General features: G+C 66.9%; 10 protein-coding genes. 4 read left to right on the forward strand and 6 right to left on the reverse strand.

All coding sequences use genetic code 11. The features are described from left to right. The first annotated feature begins 15 nt into the window (after positions 1 to 15). Positions 16 to 1,524 carry an AMP-binding protein gene (locus ACQR1L_RS26095; protein ID WP_434860782.1) on the forward strand — a complete coding sequence of 503 codons (1,509 nt, stop codon included), beginning with the start codon at positions 16 to 18 and terminating at the stop codon, positions 1,522 to 1,524. Positions 1,525 to 1,637: 113 nt separating this feature from the next. Continuing rightward, positions 1,638 to 2,870 (forward strand): GGDEF domain-containing protein, encoded by a 1,233-nt coding sequence (locus tag ACQR1L_RS26100; protein WP_434860783.1) that lies wholly within the window; start codon positions 1,638 to 1,640, stop codon positions 2,868 to 2,870. 528 nt (positions 2,871 to 3,398) lie between these two features. On the opposite strand, the gene mfd is transcribed toward ACQR1L_RS26100, so the two are convergent. Both mfd and ACQR1L_RS26110 read right to left on the reverse strand, forming a co-directional pair. Continuing rightward, on the reverse strand, positions 3,399 to 6,914 hold the full coding sequence (gene mfd / locus ACQR1L_RS26105) for a transcription-repair coupling factor (RefSeq protein WP_434860784.1): 3,516 nt from the start codon (positions 6,912 to 6,914) through the stop codon (positions 3,399 to 3,401). Next, complete coding sequence (locus tag ACQR1L_RS26110) at positions 6,914 to 7,201, reverse strand: succinate dehydrogenase assembly factor 2 (RefSeq protein ID WP_434860785.1); 288 nt, start codon at positions 7,199 to 7,201, stop codon at positions 6,914 to 6,916. The genes mfd and ACQR1L_RS26110 overlap by 1 nt, the downstream gene beginning before the upstream one ends. A gap of 197 nt (positions 7,202 to 7,398) precedes the next feature. On the opposite strand from ACQR1L_RS26110, the gene recG reads away from it, so the two are divergent. Then, on the forward strand, positions 7,399 to 9,501 hold the full coding sequence (gene recG / locus ACQR1L_RS26115) for an ATP-dependent DNA helicase RecG (protein WP_434860786.1): 2,103 nt from the start codon (positions 7,399 to 7,401) through the stop codon (positions 9,499 to 9,501). 200 nt (positions 9,502 to 9,701) lie between these two features. On the opposite strand, the gene ACQR1L_RS26120 is transcribed toward recG, so the two are convergent. Further along, positions 9,702 to 10,553 carry a DUF1932 domain-containing protein gene (locus ACQR1L_RS26120; RefSeq protein ID WP_434860787.1) on the reverse strand — a complete coding sequence of 284 codons (852 nt, stop codon included), beginning with the start codon at positions 10,551 to 10,553 and terminating at the stop codon, positions 9,702 to 9,704. Positions 10,554 to 10,709: 156 nt separating this feature from the next. Next, positions 10,710 to 12,590, reverse strand: a complete 1,881-nt coding sequence (locus ACQR1L_RS26125) for an autotransporter domain-containing protein (protein ID WP_434860788.1) — start codon at positions 12,588 to 12,590, stop codon at positions 10,710 to 10,712. 261 nt (positions 12,591 to 12,851) lie between these two features. Here ACQR1L_RS26125 and ACQR1L_RS26130 point away from each other — a divergent pair, with 261 nt between their 5' ends. After that, a complete protein-coding gene (locus ACQR1L_RS26130) occupies positions 12,852 to 13,226 on the forward strand; it encodes a VOC family protein (protein ID WP_434860789.1) in 375 nt (124 codons plus the stop codon). A 215-nt stretch (positions 13,227 to 13,441) separates the two neighbouring features. Here ACQR1L_RS26130 and ACQR1L_RS26135 read toward each other — a convergent pair whose 3' ends face one another. Further along, the gene (locus ACQR1L_RS26135) at positions 13,442 to 14,239 is read right to left on the reverse strand and encodes a DUF502 domain-containing protein (RefSeq protein WP_434860790.1); all 798 of its coding nucleotides are present in this window, start codon (positions 14,237 to 14,239) and stop codon (positions 13,442 to 13,444) included. A 194-nt stretch (positions 14,240 to 14,433) separates the two neighbouring features. After that, on the reverse strand, positions 14,434 to 15,048 hold the full coding sequence (locus ACQR1L_RS26140; RefSeq protein WP_434860791.1) for a LysE family translocator: 615 nt from the start codon (positions 15,046 to 15,048) through the stop codon (positions 14,434 to 14,436). Between the last annotated feature and the right edge of the window lie 149 nt (positions 15,049 to 15,197).

A 15,197-nucleotide genomic window follows, 5' to 3' on the forward strand; every position in this document is an offset into this window, starting at 1 on the left:
AGTACGGGGCAACAGGTGAATCAGGCCAATACGTCGCCGACGCTCGACGCGTTGTTTCAACGCATCCTGGCGCGCAAGCCGGATGCGGTGGCGTTGATCGATCCGATCAACAAGCAGCGCGTCACCGGCCGGCCTCCGATGCGCCTGAGCTATGCGGAAGCCGATCGCGTCATCTCGGCGCTCGCGGCGCATTTCATCGACGCCGGCCTGCCCGCGCATTCGGTGATCGCGGTTCAACTGCCCAACACCATCGAGTTCGTGCTCACGGTTCTGGCCGCGCATCGCGCCGGTCTGGTGGTGGCCGTGTTTCCGCTGTTGTGGCGGCAGTCGGAGCTGGTGGCGGCGCTGAACCGCACCAGTGCCCGGGCGATCGTGACGATGGCCAAGATCGACGGCGTCGTCCATGCCGACCTGGCGATGAACGCTGCGGCCGAAGCCTTCTCCATCCGCCATGTCTGCGGTTTCGGCAACGACCTGCCGGAGGGCATGTACTCGCTCGACCAGTCGATCGCCAAACCGTCGCGGTCGACGCGCGGACTGATGCCGGATGGCCGCAAGGCCGCGATCGTCTCCTTCGATGTCACCCCGGACGGCTTCCGCGCCGTGCCACGGACCCATCTCAGCCTCATCGCCGGCGGTCTCGCGGTTTCGCTCGAGAGCGATCTGCCGCAGGGCGTGAACATGATGTCGGCGTTCCTGCCGTCCTCCTTTGCCGGCCTCGCCGCCTCCGTCGTCACGTGGTTGCTGTCCGGCGGCAGCCTCGCGCTGCATCACCCGTTCGATGCGGAGGCGATGGAGCAGCAGCTCCAGCAGCTCGGCTGCGACACGCTGATTGTTCCCGCCCAGCTCGCCCTGCGGCTCGACGAGGGCGATCTCGCCGTCCGGCTGCCCAATCTGCGCTACGTGCTCGGCATGTGGCGCGCGCCGGAGCAGGTGGCGTCGAGCCCGTCGTGGAAAACGCGCGACATCGAAATGACCGATGTCTATCTGTTCGGCGAAGCCGGCCTGTTCGCAATTCGGCGCACGTCGGCCGATGGCAGCCCGGGGCCGGTGAAGCCAGGACGCCAGGGGGCTCCGCGCGAACAGGCGGGATCGTCGATCGCCGGCGAGATCCTGGTCACGCCCAAGGGCACGCTGGGCCTGCGCGGACCGATGGTCGTGGTTGCCGCCTATGCGCCGCCGCCGCCGCCGAGCGACTCGCTGATGCCGGCGCCGCCGCGCGATTTCGTCGACACCGAATATGCCGTCCGGCTCGATCGCGCCCATGACACGATCTCGATCACCGCGCCGCCGGCCGGCGTGATGGCTGTCGGCGGCTACCGCTTCCTCGCGCAGGACCTGCACGAATGGTCGCGCCGCCTTGGCCAGGGCGCGCTGCTGACCGCCCTGCCCGACCGGCTCAGCGGCCACCGCCTCGCGGGGCGTGCGATGGACAATGCGCGCGCCCGCGAAGCCCTGGCCGAGCTCGGACTCAACCCGCTGATGGTCGAGGCCTTCCGCGACCGAGCTAGCTCGGGCGGCTGAAACTGCCGTCCGGGCAAATGCGGAACCGGCGTCTCTGGAACAGGATTGACGCCGCGTTAACGGGAGAGACCTAGGATCGCGACGTACCGTCCGCGTATCCTGAGTTCTCCTTGATGTCCCAACAAGGCCCGCTTCTCATCGTCTCCAAGTCCACGCGGCCTTCGCTGACGGCCGCTCTCGCCGCAGCGCAAATTCTCCCCACCGCCGAAGCCCGCTGGGGCGATGCGTCCGGCGCGATCGCCCGGATGCAACCCGCGGCCGTGCTTGCTGTCATCGACGGTGCCGACGAGGCCGACATCGCAGCGCTATCGCGCCATGTCAGTGCGCGCGGACCCTATATTCCGATGATCGCGATCGATCCGGGCGATACCGTGCTGCCCGACAACGCGATTCCTCTGCACGGCAGCGACAATCATGAGCGGCTGCTGGCGCGGCTGCGCGCGGCGCTGCGCATCCGCACGCTGCACACGATGGTGCTACGCCGGCTCGACGAGAAGAAGTCGCCGGACGCTGTGCTGCCCGACACCGATCCGCTCAATGACGCGACCGTGCTGCTGCTCGGCCGCGGCGCCTCGATGCCCGGATTGTCCGTCGCGCTCGGCGAGCGCATGGCGGTCGTCGGCGCGCTCAGCATCGAGGCCGCCGCCAAGCATCTGTCGAGCCGCGACATCGATGGCATCGTGCTCGGCGAAGGGTTTTCGCCGCGCGTGGTCGATGCCTTCCTTGCGGTGCTCGCCGAGGACACCCGCTTCCGCAATCTCGGCGTCGTCGTCACCGCCAACCAGCCGGCGCCGTTCCAGGAGCTCGCCAATCTCGAGATCATCGCCGGCGATCCACAGCGCATCGCAGCGCATGCTTTGCCGCTGATCCGCCAGCATGCCTTCGAGAGCCGCCTCAATCGCACCCTGCGCGCGATCGAAGCCGGCGGCATGCTCGATCCGCAAACGGGCCTTCTCACCCGCAACGCCTTCGCCCGCGATTTCGCCACCGCCGTCAGCCAGACCCAGAAGAGCGGCGGCAGCCTGGCCGTCGCCCGCTTCGCCTTCGATCCGGTCAACCCGCGCGCGCAATATGACGGCGCCCGCATCATCAGCCGCCTGATGCGCCGGATGGATTTCGGCACCCACGAGGACAACGGCTCCGTCGTCGTCGTGTTCGCCGAGACCGACCTGCGCTCCGCCCATGCCATCGCCCGCCGCCTCTCCAGCGTGATGCGCCACACTTCGCACGGCAAGCGTGACACGCGCTCGGAGCCATCGATCACCGTCGCAGCGCTGCAGCCGAACGACACCGCGCGGACGCTGCTGGCCCGCGTCTACGGCGAGGCCCAACGCGCGGCGTCGTAAGTTTGAGGCGCCGCTCCTAGCCCCACGTCATTGCGAGCGCAGCGAAGCAATCCAGGGGCGTCAACGGGACTCTGGATTGCTTCGCTACGCTCGCAATGACGCTTGGAGTTATCAGCTCGCGTCTACCCAATGATGCTGGACCGTAGGGTGGGCAAAGGCGCATGCACGGTCTCGCCACAGACGAGCTATCAGATAGCGCCGTGCCCACCATCTCACGACGCGCCATGCCGCACGACAGTGGGCACGATGCCGCACGGCGGCCGCTTTGCCCATCCTACGGACCGTTTTCCCTGATCACGATCTCAGCCCAATACGTGCATGTTGAGATCGCGCATTTGCCCAACTCGTCTGCTGCAATCGACGATCGCTCGAGGCATCCAACGAAGCGGAGCATGCGTCATGCGGAACCGGCAATCCTGCGAGGAGACTGATTGGGTCAGCGTCGTGGCGATCGTGTCCGTGTTTCTGATCGCCAGCCTTGCATTGCATTTCGGCTGGCAGCTTCGGTGATGGCGGCCCGGCGGCGTGTTACGCCGCCTTCTTCTTCTCCGCGAGCTCCGCCAGCTCCTTGAGAATATCCGTCGTGCCCGCCAGCCGCTCCTCCGGCGTCTCCCAGACCTGCAGGAACACCACCTTCATGTCGGGGCGTACCTTGGCGGCCTGGCCGTGGCGCTTGATGAAGGCGACAAGACGATCCGGATACGCAAAGCTGTTGTCGCGGAAGGCGATGACGGCGCCCTTCGGGCCGGCGTCGACCTTCTCGACATTGGCTCTCCGGCAGTAGTTCTTGATCGCGGCGACCTTGAACAGATAGCGCGTCTCGTCCGGCAGCTTGCCGAAGCGGTCGCGCAGCTCGGCGGCGAAATTCTCGATCTCCTCGTCGGTCTCGAGATCGGCGAGGCGGCGGTAGAGCGACAGCCGCACCGAGAGATCGGAGACGTAGTCCTCGGGGATCAGCACGGGCATGCCGATCGTGATCTGCGGCGACCAGCGGTCGACGGTCGGCTCGGTGATGCCGGCCTTGAGGTTCTCGATCGCCTCCTCCAGCATCGACTGATAGAGCTCGAAGCCGACCTCCTTGATGTGGCCGGACTGCTCGTCGCCCAAAAGGTTACCGGCGCCGCGGATGTCGAGATCGTGGCTGGCGAGCTGGAAGCCGGCGCCGAGCGTCTCCAGCGACTGCAGCACGCCGAGCCGCTTCTCGGCCTGCGCGCTGACCTTGTGGGTCGACGGCAAGGTGAACAGCGCATAGGCGCGCAGCTTGGAGCGGCCGACGCGGCCGCGTAGCTGATAGAGCTGGGCGAGGCCGAACATGTCGGCGCGGTGCACGATCAGCGTGTTGGCACGGGGAATGTCGAGGCCGGATTCGACGATCGTGGTCGACAGCAGGATATCGAACTTGCCGTCGTAGAATGCCGAGATGATGTCCTCGATCACGGTCGGCGCCATCTGGCCGTGCGCGACCGCGACCTTCATCTCCGGCACGGTCTTGTCGAGGAATTCCTTGACCTCGGCGAGATCGTCGATGCGCGGCACGACGTAGAACGCCTGGCCGCCGCGATAACGCTCGCGCAGCAGCGCCTCGCGGATCATCACGGGATCATGCGGGGCGACGAAGGTGCGCACGGCGAGACGATCGACCGGCGGCGAGGCGATGATCGACAGCTCGCGCACGCCGGTCAGCGCCAATTGCAAGGTGCGCGGGATCGGAGTCGCCGACAGGGTCAGCACGTGGACCTCGGCGCGCAGTTGCTTCAACCGCTCCTTGTGGCTGACGCCAAAATGCTGCTCCTCGTCGACGATGACGAGGCCGAGGTCGCGGAACTTGACGGTCTTGCCGAGCAGCGCATGGGTGCCGACGACGATGTCGACCGAGCCGTCGGTGAGGCCCTTCTTGACCTGGTTGAGCTCCTTGGTTGAGACGAGCCGCGAGGCCTGGGCGACGTTGACCGGAAAGCCCTTGAAGCGCTCGGTGAACGTCTTCGCGTGCTGGCGCGCGAGCAGCGTGGTCGGCACGACCACGGCGACCTGCTTGCCGTCGAGCGCGACGGCGAAGGCCGCGCGCAGCGCCACCTCGGTCTTGCCGAAGCCGACGTCGCCGCAGACGAGGCGATCCATCGGCCGTCCCGCTTCGAGATCGCCGAGCGTCGCCTGGATCGCGGCGAGCTGGTCCTCGGTCTCGTCATAGGGGAAGCGCGCGCAGAACTCGTCATAGAGGCCGGCCTGCACCGGCATCTTCGGCGCCTCGTGCAGCATGCGTTCGGCGGCGATCTTGATCAGCTCGCCGGCCATCTCGCGGATGCGGTTCTTGAGCTTGGCCTTGCGCGTCTGCCAGCCCGAGCCGCCGAGCTTGTCGAGCTCGACATTGGTCTGGTCGGAACCATAGCGCGACAGCAGCTCGATGTTCTCGACCGGCAGATACAGCTTGGTCTCGCCGGCATAGCGCAGCTCAAGACAATCATGCGGCGCGCCTGCGACTTCGAGCGTCTGCAGGCCGACGAAGCGGCCGATGCCGTGGTCGACGTGCACGACGATGTCGCCGATGGCGAGGCTCGTGACCTCCGAGATGAAATTGTCGAGCTTGCGGCTGGCGCGGCGCGGCCGCACCAGGCGGTCGCCGAGGATGTCCTGCTCAGAGATGACCGCGATCTGGTCGGTCTCGAACCCGGTCTCGAGGCCGAGCACCGCCAGCATGGTCTCGTTGCGCGGCGTCGCCTGAACCATGCGCCAGGTGTTGACGCTGGTGACATGGATCAGCTTGTGGTCCTTCAACATCGAGGCCATGCGGTCGCGCGAGCCTTCGCTCCACAGCGCGATCACGACCTTCTTGCGCAGAGATTGCAGCGCCTGCACATGCGCCACCACGGCCTCGAACACGTTGACCGCGGCGTCGTTACGCTCCGGCGCGAAGTTGCGGCCGGCCCGCGCGCCGATGTCGACGACGCCCGAGCCCTCAGGCACGGCGAACGGCGTCACCTTCGCAAGCGGCACGGCGGCGAGCCGCTCGGCCCACTCCGACGACGTCAGATAAAGCCGGTCGACCGTCAGCGGCTTGTAGATCGCGCCGCCGCCGGGATGCTCCATCGCCTCGCGGCGCGCGTCGTAATAGTCGATGATCTGCTTGAAGCGCTCCCGTGCCGCGTCCTCGCCCTGCGGCTCGATCACGATGGGCGTGTTCGGCAGATAGTCGAACAGGGTCTCCATCTTGTCGTGGAACAGCGGCAGCCAGTGCTCCATGCCGGGATAGCGGCGGCCTTCGCTGACGGCCTCATAGAGCGCATCATCGCGGTCGGGCGCGCCGAACTCGGCGACATAGCCCATGCGGAAGCGGCGGATGGTGTCGGTGACGAGCTGGAATTCGGAGACCGGCACGAGATCGAGCGAGCGCATGTCGAGCAGCGTGCGCTGGGTCTCGGCATCGAAGGTGCGGATCGATTCCAGGCTGTCGCCGAAATAGTCGAAGCGCACCGGCTGGTCGAGGCCGGCCGGAAACAGATCGAGGATGCCGCCGCGGACCGCATATTCGCCGCTCTCGCGGACAGTCGAGGCCCGGACGTAGCCGTTGTGCTCCAGCCACGCGACCACCGAATCCATCGGCACGACATGGCCTGGCGCGACCGACAGCGCCTGCCCTGCCATGGTGTCGCGCGACGGCACGCGCTGGACGATGGCGTTGACCGTGGTCAGCACGATCAGCGGCTTGTCGCTGCCGGCCAGGCGCGACAGCCGCGCCAGGGTCGTGACGCGCTGGGCCAGGATGCCGCCATGCGGCGATACGCGGTCATAAGGCTGGCAGTCCCACGCCGGGAACTGCATGACGGGCAGATCAGGCGCGAAGAAGTCGAGCGCCCGCGCCAGCTGCTGCATCCGGTTGCCGTCGCGGCAGACCACGGCGAGGCTGACCGCCGGCGGCTTCGGCCTGGCGGCGATCGCACGCGCGAGGTCAGAGACGACGAGCCCCTCGGCGCCCTCGGCGACATTGGCGAGCGTGAGCGCGCGCCCCGCGGCGAGATGCTCGGCGGGCGACTTGACCGGACTCTTCATCAATCGACGTCCACCGCGCGGAAGCTCTTGATGCGTTCGAACAGCGCCGGCGTCTGCTCGGGCGGCAGCGGCCGGGCGCCGGTGATCGCGGCGTAGAAGTCGGGGTCGGAGACCTCCAGGAGCTGTTCGAGCTGGTCGAGCTCGCTTTCGGTCAGTGTCCCGATCTCGGCGTCGGCGAAGCGGCCGAGAATCAGGTCCATCTCACGGGTGCCGCGATGCCAGCAGCGGAACAAGAGCCGCTTGCGGCGGTCGTCTAGGCCTTGGCTCGAACGGGTCGTTCCGGTCATCGCGATCTTCCTGCAGGACAACGCCAAAAGCCCGGACGGTGCCGGGCGCGGTTCATATAGCGGCGACGGGCGCCCCTGTCAGCCCTCCCGGGGTGCAGAACCGGCATGCCTGGCCGCCTGAAACCGGGGAAAAAAGACGTGGATGTTGTGGCGATCACGGCTATTCCGGCCTGCAAAGCGAATTAAGTGTTCGGTCCATGCGCCCTGCCATCCTCAACCCGCTGTTTGCGCCGGTCACGACCCTGTCGGGAGTCGGGCCGAAGCAGGACAAGCTGCTGCGCTATCTGCTGAGCTGCAGCGAGACGCCGCGGCTGGTCGACCTGCTGCTGCATCTGCCGGCCAGCGTGATCGACCGCCGCAACCGGCCCAAGGTCCGCGACGTCGAGGTCGGCACGGTCGTGACCCTGGAGGTGACGGTCGATCGCCATCGTCCGTCGCGGAACGCCCGCGCGCCCTATCTGGTTTACGCCAGCGACGAGACCGGCGATGTCGTGCTGACCTTTTTTCGGCCCAAGGGCGACTACATCGAGAAGATCCTGCCCGTCGGCGCCAAGCGCTACGTCTCCGGCACGGTGCAGATGTATGACGGCGTGCCGCAGATCGTGCATCCCCACCCCATTCTGGATGAAGCTGCGTTTGCCAAACTGTCAGGAATCGACCCGGTCTATCCGCTGACCGAAGGCCTCGCGCTCGGCTCGCTGCGGCGGGCGATCGCGGCGGCTCTGACCAAGCTGCCGGAGCTGCCGGAATGGATCAGCCCGGAGGTGCTGAGCCGCTGCAACTTCCCGCCGTTGCGGGAGGCGCTGACGCGGGTGCATGTGCCGCAGGAGCTGACGGATATCCTTCCCGAAAATCCGTTCTGGTCACGGCTTGCCTTTGACGAATTGCTCGCCGGGCAATTGGCGCTGGCGCTGGTGCGCGCGCAACTGCGCCGCCCGGCCGGCAACCGTCATGCCGGCGACGGCCGGCTGCGCCGCCGGATCATCGACGCCCTGCCCTATGCGCTGACGAACTCGCAGGCCCAGGCGATCGAGGCGATCGCGGCCGATCTCGAAAAGCCGGTGCGCATGCTCCGCCTGCTGCAGGGCGATGTCGGCTCCGGCAAGACCGTGGTCGCGCTGCTCGCCGCGGCCGCGGTGGCCGAGGCCGGCAAGCAGGCGGCGCTGATGGCGCCGACCGAGATCCTGGCGCGGCAGCACGCCAAGACCATCGCGCCGCTCGCCGAGCGCGCCGGCATGAACGTCGCCATTCTCACCGGCCGCGAGAAGGGCAAGGAGCGCCGCGACATCCTCGCCCGGCTCGAGGCCGGCGAGATCGACCTGCTGGTCGGCACCCACGCGCTGATCCAGGATGACGTCGTCTTCAGATCGCTCGCGCTTGCCATCGTCGACGAGCAGCATCGTTTCGGCGTGCGCGAGCGGCTGGCGCTGACCTCCAAGGGCGAGGCGGTCGACGTGCTCGTGCTGTCGGCAACCCCGATCCCGCGCACGCTGGTCCTGACCTATTTCGGCGACATGGACATCTCCGAGCTGCGCGAAAAACCGGCCGGCCGGCAGCCGATCGACACCCGCGCCGTGGCCGACTCTCGCCGTACCGAGGTGATTGACGCCGTCGGCCGCGCGCTCGATGCCGGCAAGCTGGTGTACTGGATCTGTCCGCTGGTTGAGGAATCCGAGGCCGAGGGCATCGATCATCTGACCAACGCGACCGACCGCTACGAGAGCCTGCGCGAGCGCTTCGGCGAGCGTGTCGGGCTCGTGCACGGCAAGATGAAGGGCAGCGAGAAGGACGACGTCATGGGCCGCTTCGCAGGCCATGAGCTGCGGCTGCTGGTGGCCACAACGGTCGTCGAGGTCGGCGTCGACGTGCCCGCCGCGACCATCATGGTGATCGAGAACGCCGAGCGCTTCGGCCTCGCCCAGTTGCACCAGCTGCGCGGCCGCATCGGCCGCGGCTCGGAAGCATCGACCTGCATCCTGCTCTACCACGAGCCGCTCGGCCAGATGTCGAAGGCGCGGCTTGCGGTCATCCGGGAGACCACCGACGGCTTCCGCATCGCCGAGGAAGATCTCAAGCTGCGCGGCGAAGGCGACGTGCTCGGCATCCGCCAGAGCGGCCTGCCCGGCTATCGCATCGCGCGGCCCGAGGTGCATACGCAATTGATCACCCAGGCGCGCGACGAGGCGCTGCGGATCCTCAAAGAGGATCCCAAGCTGAAGGGCCCGCGCAGCGAGGCGCTGCGCTGTCTGCTCTATCTCTACGAACGCGACGAGGCGATCCCGCTGCTGACGGCGGGGTGATTGGCCGAAAGGGCCTCAACGAACTCCGCTGTCGTCCCGGCCTCCGAGCCGGGACCCATACCCCCAGGCAGCAGTTTGAGGCAGGCGGGCCATTGGCTTTTTCGCGCCTCACAGCCGCCGCGGAGTATGGGTACCGGGTCGGCGCCGCGACGCGCTTTGCGCATCGCAGCTTGCCCGGTACGACGAAGTGAGATGAAGGCTCACTTCCCCTTGCAGCTCTCCGCAAACGCCACGAGCCGCGCCGCCTCCGTCCCCTCGCCCTGCACGTCCGCCGCGATGTGCTCGAACAGCCGGGCAAAGCCCTCGTAGATCAGCGCGGCCGGATGATCATCGCCGAGAAAGCCTGCGATCTCGCGCATCTCGGCGACCCAGCGATAGGCCTTGGGCAACATGTCCGGCAGCGCGCTGCCGAGCCGCGCCTGGACGTGCGGCAGGCTGAGCGCGAGCTCGTCACGCAACGCATCGGCAGCGCCGGCGCGCGTGGCGGCCAGCACCATGGCGGCCCCCAATCCCGTCAGGCCCTTGTTGATGCCCGCATAGGACATCTTCAGCGCCGACGCCGCACCGATCGGCCCCTCGATCATGCGCAAGTCCAGCCCGAGCTCGCCGAGCACAGCGATATCGGCCGAGGCGTCGCCGCTGACATAGACCGCCGGTCCCTTCGTGCCCGGCTTCGGCGGCAGTCCGATGATGGCGGCATCCACTAGGCGGGCGCCCGAGGACAGTACGATGTCCTCGATCCTTCGAATGGTATCGACGTTGACGGCGTTGCAGTCGACGATGACGGGCTTCTTTGCACTCCGATTGATGGCGGTGGCGAGCTGCTCGGCGAGCGCCACGGCTTCACCCGGCGGCACGATCGACAGGATGATGTCGGCCGCAGCGATCTCGGCCTCGCTGGCGCCGATCATTCCGGAAGCCGCCGCCCGCGCCTGCGTCGCGGCGCTACGGCCCTCCAGCGAGGTCAGGATCTTGCAGCCATGCTCGGCGAGGCGAGCGGCGATGGCGCTGCCCATGGCGCCGGGCGCGATCACGGCAATGCTGGGGGGCATGAGAACAACTCCGATTCCGACGATGCTCCCGAAACACTATCCGGCTTCGATGACGAAACGGAACACGCGAAAACGGAGGGGCAGCCCTTCCGGACTGCCCCTCACCCTGGCCGTAGCGGCAGTCGCGCCCCCCAGCGCCTGCTGCTCCGACCGAGCTCAGAACGAGATCTTCAAGCCGCCGCTGCCGAAGAAATCGTCGCCGCCGGTGCGGCCGATGGTCCGCGACACGTTCGCGGTCAGCGCGACGTTGCTCCAGAACGGCGCCACGACCCCGGCACTCACGCGCCCATAGACGTTGTGCGACGTGCTGTTCGGGACGTTCCAGTTGTTGACGATCACGGGCGCCGAGGTCGCGCTGTACTGGATCAGGCGGCCATTGCCGATGAGGTCGTCGTCGAGCGTCAGGTTGAGATACGGATTGATCGTCGCGCCCTGCAGTTGGAACGGCGTCCGCAACTGCACGCCGACGCTGCCGACCAGGGTCTCCGCCGTCTGCGAACCGACGCTCAGCGTCAGCGCGGGATCGCCGGCCTCGGTAAAGCCGTCGACCTTGGCCCGCGCATAGGTCAGCCCGCCGATCGGACCGAGCTTGGCCGCACCGGCGTCAAACAGATAACCAGCCTTGCCGGCGACGACGAAGGTCGTGCCGCCGGGATTCGAGGTGATGGTGTCGACGACACCCGGCCGCGTGTTGCGATAATCCTGATGGCCGATCGTGGCGAGGCCCTGGGCAAACAGGTTGCTGCTGGCCCAGGCGCCGTAGAAGCCGAACTGATAGGAGTTCGCATCCGTCGTGCCGGCATTGCCGAACAGCCGCGCCTTCGGGTTGGAATAGTCGAACGCGGTGCCGAGCATCGCGTTCGCCGACAGGCGATACTCGACTCCGATGGTGCCGCCGACGCTGTCGAGATTGAAGCCGTTTGCGGCGACGTTGCCCTGCCTGTCGCTGATCCCGCCATTTCCCTGCATGTAGAACGACCACGGATTGACCGCCGCGAGCGGCGGCGCTTTCACAGAGGGCGCCTTGGTGACAGCCGCATAGGAATTCATCGTCGACGGCGAAAAGCCCGCGGTCTCGCGGAACTGATCGAGCTTGCCGAACAGGGTCGAGGCAAAGCCCATCGCGGTGATCGACGCCACGTCCCCTTGCGGGGCGAAGGTCAGCGGCGCGTTGAGGCGGTTGACGATGTACTGGCCCAGCACCTCGAAGCCGTGCGAGGTCAGGTGCACGCCGTCGACATAGAACAGATACTGGTTCTGCAGCGCAGGATTGCCGATGCAGGCGACTGTACAGGCGCCGACATTGCTGAAGCCGTAGCGAGACGGATTGGTCTGGATCAGCGAGCCGATCAGGCTGGTATCGACATATTCGACGCGCACGCCGGAGCGCGCGACGCCCGCGAGCGAGGCCTGCATCAGTGCATTGTAGGTCGTGCTGTAGAGCTTGCCGGTCGGGGCATTGGCGTTGCCGACGGCTTCCGGCAGCGTGCTGACATCGCCGGCCGTGAACACGACGCTGCGCGCGCCGGCGCCGACCAGCGCGTTGATGCCGGTCATCGCCTGCTGCGCGGTCACGGCAGCCGCGACCGGCGCGCCGGCAAACGAGCCGCCCGCGCGATAATAGGCCCGCGCATCATTGCCGCCGATCGAGATCTCGACGAGGTCGGTCGACGAGATCTTGCCGGAGAAGCCGGTCAACCCGCTCCACTCCTGGACAAAGCCGGGAATGCCGGGACCGGCGACATTGGTGGTGCCGCTGGTCGCGCCGCCGATCGCGTAGTTGAGCTGGGGAATGCCGAGCAGCGCCGAGGTCGTATCGACGAAATTGGTGCCGCCGCTGAAGCGGCCCGTCGGATACAGCGGCAGCTTGCCGAGACCGCCGGTGAAGGTCCAGAGATTGCCCGTGTCGGCGTAGCTGTCACCGAAAGCTTGAATGCGCGTGTAGGTTGTTTGGGCTGATGCCGGTTCCGTCTGTTGCAGCCACGCCCCCGACAGCACGATCGCCCCCAACAACGACGCCTGACTCATACGCCTCATCACGCGACTCCCTACGCCTTACTTTTGTTTGTCTGATGTTTCCATGGCGGCGGATTAGGACACCACCGACCCTAGGTTGTAGGGCCGCGGACGGCGAAAGGCTGTGCCTTCGCGGCATCATCATGCGGCGCAAAACGCCGCTCTCCGCACGACTGCTCGCTGGCCGCACGTCAGAAAACACTGCTGACAAGATCTGGCAGGAGGCCGCGCTAAGTCCGTCGCCGAAGCGCCGACCTCGGCGCTGACAGCGGAGACACACCCATGCCCGACTTCAACTTCCTGATCCTCTATGTCGACAACCCGCCGAACAGCGCGGCGTTCTATTCGGGCCTGCTCGACCGGCCCGTGCTGGAGCAGTCGCCGACCTTTGCGATGCTGCCGCTGCGCGAGGGCGTGATGCTGGGCTTGTGGTCACGGCACACGGTCGAGCCGGCGGCCGCTGGCGGACCGGGCTGTGGCGAGGTCGCGTTCGCTGTCGGTGATGTCGCCGAGGTCGAAGGCCTGCACCGGGACTGGAAGGCTCGCGGCCTGCCGATCATTCAAGAGCCGACGCGGATGGATTTCGGCACGACCTTCGTCGCGCTCGATCCGGACGGGCATCGCCTGCGCGTGTTCGTTCCGCAGGATGCGGGCTGAAGCATACGACGGTCCAGACGAACGCTTCCTTGAAACAGGTTGTTTAGAGTTCGCGCCATCACCACCGCTGTCATGCTCCGCGAAAGCGGGGCATCCAGTACTCCGTGGCGGAAGAGATTCGCTGAGGTGTCACGGCGTACTGGATCGTCCGCTTTCGCGGACGATGACAGCCTGGGGTGACATGATCGCTGTGCCGGGGCTTCGGAAACGCTCGTTTAGTCGACCTTGGCCGGTTCCGGCTCCAGCTTCGGCGATGGCTGTTGGGCCGCTGCGTTGGCAATGCGGGCGGCGTTGGCCGTGCTCGCGAGCGCGGCGACCTTCTTCTGCTGATCAGATCCCGGCTGCACCACGCCGCAGGACATGATCAAGGTCGCCGCATCCTCGGCGCTCATGTCGACTTCGATGATCTTGCTCTTCGGCAGATAGAAGAAGAAGCCCGTCGTCGGGTTCGGCGCGCAGGGCAGGAACACGGAGATCTGCTCCTCGTCGCCAGGTAGCCGGTTCGCGACCTCCTCGCTCGGCGGCTGCGAGATCAGCACGATCGACCACATGCCGGGCGACGGGAACTCGACGAGACCGACGCGGCGCAGGCTTGAGCCCTTGCCCGAGAACAGCGTCTCGAACACCTGCTTGAGGCCGCGATAGACGGCGCGCACCGCAGGAATCCGTCCCAGCAGCCGCTCGCCGAGATCGACCAGCGTGCGGCCGATCAGGTTCGCGGTGAGGAAGCCCAGCAGCGTCAGGCCGATCACGGCGACGATCAGCCCGGACCCGGGCACGCCGAACGGCAGGTAGGTCTCCGGCCGGTAGGCGAGCGGAACGAACGGGCGCACCAGCCCGTCCACCCAGGTCACGAACCACCAGGTGATGTAGAGGGTGATGGCGACGGGCCCGGCGACGACGAGGCCGGTCAGGAAATAGTTTCGGAACCGAAACATCAACCCGTGGTGGCTTTCCGGGGGGACTTCGGTCAGGGAATCAGGCTTTGGCGGCAGGTCGTCGCGGGAACTCATGCGGACTTCCGGGTCGGATCAGATCTCAGGTGGGTGTCTTAGCAGATTTTTGAAGGACCAAGGCCCTCTTTCCGACACACCGCACGCTTTGGCGCCGGCGTGTGACCCGCCCACCCCTGCCCCAAGGCCGCCAGTGGCCCGCGTGCTTGCAGCATGTTCTCGACAGCCCCCTCAAATCCCTCCAGCATCCGCACTCAGGCGCTGCGCAGCGGCAGGGCGAGACCGACGGCGACGAAGATACCGCCGCAGACCTGATTGAACCGCCGGCCGACCCGCGCGAGCCACGGCCTGACGCGGGCGGCCGCGCTGGCGATGGCGACCTCGGTGATGAACTCGGTGATCGTATAGGTCACGGCCACGATCGCGAATTGCAGGCCGAGGCTGCGGGCGGGATCGATGAATTGCGGCAGCAGCGCGCTGAAGAACAGCAGGCATTTCGGGTTCGTCGCGGCGGTGAGGAAGCCCGCGCGAAACAGCGAAGGCCCGGTGGCGGTCACCTTCTCGCGGCCGAGGTCGACTGCCACCGGCGGCGAGCGCCACAGTCTGATGCCGAGCCAGGCGAGATAGAGCCCGCCGACCCATTTGAGGATGACCAGCCAGGTGATCGAGGATTGCACGAGCGCGCCGATGCCGAACATGCACAGCGCCATGATGAGGACGAAACCGATCAGTCCGCCTGTGATCGTGAACAGCGTCCGGCGCCCGCCATGCAGCGCGCCATGCGTCAGCGCGAGCAGGCCGTTCGGTCCGGGTGTCAGCGAAATGCCGATGCTCGTGAGCAGGAACAAGAGCCAGGTGTCGAGAGCCATCGTGTTTCCCGTGATGGACTGGGCCGACCACTGCGGCGGCATCGTCAGCCGCTGATGTCGGATTACGGATCAGATGACAAGTGCTGCCGCGTTTGCCACCACTTCCGGATCATTCAGCGATCGCACGCTCGGGCCCAGGTGAAGGGTGA

It is taken from the genome of Bradyrhizobium sp. HKCCYLR20261 (assembly GCF_051168435.1).
In the GTDB taxonomy this organism is placed as follows: Bacteria; Pseudomonadota; Alphaproteobacteria; order Rhizobiales; family Xanthobacteraceae; genus Bradyrhizobium.